This window comes from Streptomyces sp. NPDC007162, assembly GCF_040634175.1.
Taxonomy (GTDB): domain Bacteria; phylum Actinomycetota; class Actinomycetes; order Streptomycetales; family Streptomycetaceae; genus Streptomyces.
On sequence record NZ_JBEYFC010000611.1, the window covers coordinates 1 to 4,657 of the forward strand.

The window sequence follows — 4,657 nt, forward strand, 5'->3', positions numbered from 1 at the left end:
GATGTCCCCAGCCGGAGCGGTGCCCCATGCTCCGGTCGTGGTGCCGTCGCCGAGAGTCCTGGTTCGCGGCAGGCACCAATGCAAAGATTCGATTCAGGGTTTCGGAAGTCGAGGCATGGATCCGACAACAACGTATCCACTGAAGCGCCACCGAACCGATTAGGGACTCCAGTTCCAGGCGATTCGATCAACATACACTACAGTGAAAGGATTATTCACGTTTGCCTACTCCGCTGGTTCGCGGGATGGGGTCGTTCTTCAAAGAATGCGAGCATCCGCAATCTCGATGGTCGAAGTGCCCCCACCTCTACAAGGTCCGCTATCGATCTACGGCCGGGAAGCAAGTACAGGAATCGGGGTTTGCAACTCAGGAAAAGGCGATCGGTCGTCTAGCGGAGATCTACAACGAGAAGCGTTCCGTACACAGATCTCTATCCAAAACAGAACGCATCCAAAAGTACGGGGCCATGCGTTTCGAGGAATACGCCGTCGAGTGGAAGTCTGGCCAGCGGGACCTGGGCCCAGCTTCGGTGCGTCACCTTGACTCATTGTTGCAGCAGCACCTCTTCCCCCTGTTGGGCAGTCGGCGTATGAGTACGTTTGACCACAAGGTCGTCGAGAGCTTCATCCAGGCCATGGAGCGAAACGGTGCCGGTCTGGCAACTCAGGCCAACGCATTCGACAAGCTCAAGGCAATCCTGCTCGACGCCCATCGACTTGGGCTGTTCCATGAGAGCCCTCTCGCCGGTGTGAAGGCCCCACTCTACGACCCCAAACGCGCAGTGATCCCGTCTCCTGGGCAACTACGCATGATACGCACGGCTGGCAACGACCAATTCCGACTGATCGCCGACTTGATGAGCGGCTGTGGCCTACGCAATGCTGAGGCAGCTGCAGTGAATCTCCGTAATATGGTGGCCGATGATGTCTATCGGGTCAGCGAGCAGGTGAACCAGACGACCGGCCAGTACGCGCCCCTGAAGCACCGCAAGTCTAACGAGTACCGTGACGTTCCACTGCCAGTCGTTATTCGGGAGACAATCGAGTGGTACGCCCAGAAATACGGAACGTCAGATGGCTATTTGCTGCGCCACCCGAGTGATCCCTCACGACCGTTCCCACATTACAGCCTCAGCAACCAATGGAGGCGCATTAAGGTTCAGGAACGGATTGACGTCCCCCAGGGGATGGTGCTTTACAGCCTTCGACACTTCTTCGCTTCCAACTGCTTGACTCAGGGGATCCCCATCACCGATGTCGCCGAGTGGATGGGGCACAGGAACATCGATGTCACCTTCAAGATCTACCGGCATCTCATGCCGGGATCGATCAGCTCAGCTGCCCAGGTCCTCAACCAAAACCTCGTCTTGGCAGCCTGACCACGGCAAACACGAGCAACAGTTGTCCCGGCCTCCCCGAGTCGTGCGACTCACAACGAGGCGGGGGCAGCCTGGCACCTCCCGACACGACGCGGCAGGCGAATCGGACGACCACTTCGGGCTGCCCGGGACAAACGAACCACGATGCAACTGCACCCCAGCAATTCGCGACCTCCTCTCCCCAGCCAAATCACTAGCGCCCTACGGCAACAGCGCGGTGGCAAGAATCCAAAATCGAAAACTGCAGGTGATTGGCAGCGAATGCCCTTTCGATCTGACCACCGACCCGCAGGGCATCGCCCAACGGACCGCTGCTACACAGCTACCCCCACAGCCGCCAGGGGTGATGCGTTCTCACGTGCTGAGATGGAGTTTCGTGGGCGCCTGTTCAGGTCGAGGCGGATGCTCTTCGGTGTCGGTTGCGGTCAATGACTAGGTGTCGAGGCCCATGCGCTGGTTCCCGCCAGGAAACAGGCGACGGTGTAGCTGCCCAGCGCGGGCAGCAGGAGCTCCGCAAGCATGACCCACACGCCGAAGAACAAGTGCACGAAGGGGGGAACGGATGATCGCGGATCCAGGCCCAGGCGGCTACGGGCGTGCCTGGTCACCTTGACCGATGCGCTGGAGGGTTGGGCTTCCGCCCTCACGACGGCGCGGCGTATGGAGTCCTCCGCCCGCGTGTCATGACCGATCGTCAAGCGCAGCCCGTGCCGGTCCCGCAGGCGCAACTCATCGATTGTGCCGCCGTATCGGCCGATCGCAGCGAACCGGCGGACACTGGCCAGTGCGTCCAGTTCAATCGTGCGGACGCCGGTGAGCGTGCGGGCAGACACGACTGGTCTCCCCTCGACGGTGGAGACGTGCGCCGTGCCCGCGTCCCCGAGCCAGATCAGGTATGCCAGCACTCCAGCTACGAATCCGGCCCCGGTGGCGATCCCGGTGTCCGTCTCCTTCAACACATGGGTTCGGATCAGCCCCGCATCTGTGAGGACGACCGTGGCCCATGCCGCGCCCACGATCCCCAGCCCCAACCGCATGCGGCGCCGGGCAAGCCAAGGCTCCATCGGGTCGGGTGGCAGCTTTCGCCGCGAACGACGCATGTGTCGGTCGAGCCGGCGACGTTGCACTGCGAGAGATGCCTTGTTCTTGGTCCATGAAGATCCCTGCCCCCACATGGCCGCAGGTTAAGCCCACAGGAGACGCGGGGCCAGCATTCCGCACCACTCATGCAGCGATCTCGTGCTCGTTGCGGTGCTGGAGCTGAGCGATGTCGGCGGGGTCGAGGAGCAGGGTTGACGGGTTCTCAGGCTTCAAGAGCGAGTAGTTGGAGAGCGTGGTCCGTTCGTGACCGGTAGTGGTCGGTCGCGGCGGCGATGTTCGTCCAGCCGGCCCGGCGGATAAGGCCGATGGCGAGGTTGCGGAGGGTTGCCATCGCGCGGGCGCGGTGCCGATGCGGACGCGGGAGGCGTCCTCGGCGAAGGTCACGTCTCTCACGTGGTGCAGTGCCTCGACCTGCCAGTGTCCACGGATCAGTTCGGCGATTCGTTCCGGGGTGGTCTGTTCGGGGGCGAGGCTGGTGACCGCGTAGATCGTCTTGATGGTGGTCCTGTTTGTCGTGCGGCTGGTGCGGCGGCGCTTGACCTCGATGGCCTGCACGGCGTGTGGGAAGAGGAGACCGGGCTGGACGGTGCAGACCTTGAGTCGGCGGATCTCGCGTCGGCCGTGGCCCTGTTCGCGGGTGCGGTGCTGTAGTGGGACCTCACGCCAGGGCAGATGTCTCAGCTGTCGGCGGAGCTTTTTCTGGTTGCCCTTGACAACCAGGATGTAGTGCCCGCCCCGGACGCTGACGTGTGCGGCATGGCTGGTCCGGGTGTGCATCGCGTCGGCGGTGATGACATATCCGCGCAGGTGAAACCGTTCCAACAGCGGAGCGAAGGCTGAGATTTCGTTACTCTTCGCGGCGATCTGCCGCTGGGAGATGACGGCCTGGCCCTCGTGCAGGACGGCGGCGAGGAGGTGCACGGCTGTCTGCTCGCCGGTGCGGCTGCCACGTACGGCCTTGCCGTCGACGGCCATACCCACCAGCTCCGCGGCTCCTTCATCGGCCGGGTCACTGGCGTGGCGGGCCGGCCAGGCGCCCACGGCGTCGTCGAGAGCGTCGCCGTCCAGACGTGACAGCAGACGGCCCAGGGTGGTCGCGCATGGCGGACGGCGCAGTCCGATCCTCGCCCGCGCCCCGGGAGAGGTATCGCTGGCATAGCGGGCAATGCCGGCCAGCGTGGTGGCACCGCCGAGCACGGCGAGCAGGCACAGTGCGAGCAGTGACCCCAGCCGGTAGCGGCGGCCTTGCGCCCGTCGTGGATCGGGAAGCCGCTCCAACACCTCCACCAGTGCCGCGAGTTCGGATTGCTCGGCAGGCACGTGCGGTAGGTCGACGTCTTCGCGGTGGCGCTGGAGAACGTCGATCAGGGAGGATGACATGCGAACGCGACCCCTGTTTCGTGATCAAAGGCTTCGAGAACCTTGATCATCGGGGGTCGCGCTCGCCACATCCAAGTATGAACAGGTAGGCCATCACGGCACGTTCAAGCATGAGTCGCCCATCTCGCCACGTGAGAACGCACGCGCCCTGCCACAGCCGCTCCTTGTTCCATAGCGCGAAGCTCAAGCAGCCAGGTTCATGTTGAGGAGTTGTGCCGCGGAGCTGATCGATCCCGGCATGAGATGCCGGTAGATCTTGAAGGTCACGTCGATGCTCTTGTGGCCCATCCACTCGGCAACGTCCGTGATCGGAATGCCGTTCTTGAGACAGTTCGACGCGAAGAAGTGACGGTTCCCGTAGAGCACCATCCCCTCAGGAACGTCTACCTTGCCTGACGCCCTGATCCGCCGCCATTGATTGTCCATCGCGTAGTGCTGGTACGGCCTGCTGGGATCGGTTGCCTGGCGCAGCAGGTAGCCGTCGACCGTTCCGTGCTTCTCGGCATACCACTCGATCGTCTCCCTGACCCGGGCCGGCAGGGGAACGTCACGGTACTCCCCCGGCTTCCGGTGTTTGAGCGGCCCGTACTCCCGGGTGGCCATGATGACCTGCTCACAGACCCGGTACACGTCGTCGGCCACGATGTTGCTGAGGTTCACCGCGGCCGCTTCACCGTTGCGCAGGCCGCAGCCGCTCATCAAGTCGGCGGCGATCTCCTGGGTGGACATCAGCTGCGCCAGCCTGCTCAGCACCTCGCGCTCGCGCCCGCTCAGTTCCTCCACGAGCAGCGGTGGGG

General features: G+C 63.3%; 4 protein-coding genes. 1 reads left to right on the forward strand and 3 read right to left on the reverse strand.

What is annotated here, in order from left to right; all coding sequences use genetic code 11:
• Positions 1-221: 221 nt before the first annotated feature.
• Entirely contained in the window at positions 222-1,379 is a 1,158-nt protein-coding gene (locus tag ABZ646_RS40430) for a tyrosine-type recombinase/integrase (RefSeq protein ID WP_360530919.1), read from the forward strand.
• A 425-nt stretch (positions 1,380-1,804) separates the two neighbouring features.
• On the opposite strand, the gene ABZ646_RS40435 is transcribed toward ABZ646_RS40430, so the two are convergent.
• The 3 genes from ABZ646_RS40435 to ABZ646_RS40445 all read right to left on the reverse strand — a co-directional run.
• Positions 1,805-2,416, reverse strand: a complete 612-nt coding sequence (locus tag ABZ646_RS40435; RefSeq protein ID WP_360530922.1) for a hypothetical protein — start codon at positions 2,414-2,416, stop codon at positions 1,805-1,807.
• Positions 2,417-2,603: 187 nt separating this feature from the next.
• Complete coding sequence (locus tag ABZ646_RS40440) at positions 2,604-3,860, reverse strand: ISAs1 family transposase (protein WP_360530925.1); 1,257 nt, start codon at positions 3,858-3,860, stop codon at positions 2,604-2,606.
• 183 nt (positions 3,861-4,043) lie between these two features.
• A partial coding sequence (locus ABZ646_RS40445) for a tyrosine-type recombinase/integrase (RefSeq protein ID WP_360530928.1) occupies positions 4,044-4,657 on the reverse strand: 614 nt, incomplete at its 5' end.

Excerpts from the sequence above, each read along its gene's own strand:
- ABZ646_RS40435 (WP_360530922.1), bottom strand. The coding sequence starts at position 2,416 with ATGCGGTTGGGGCTGGGGATCGTGGGCGCGGCATGGGCCACGGTCGTC.
- ABZ646_RS40440 (WP_360530925.1), bottom strand. The coding sequence starts at position 3,860 with ATGTCATCCTCCCTGATCGACGTTCTCCAGCGCCACCGCGAAGACGTC.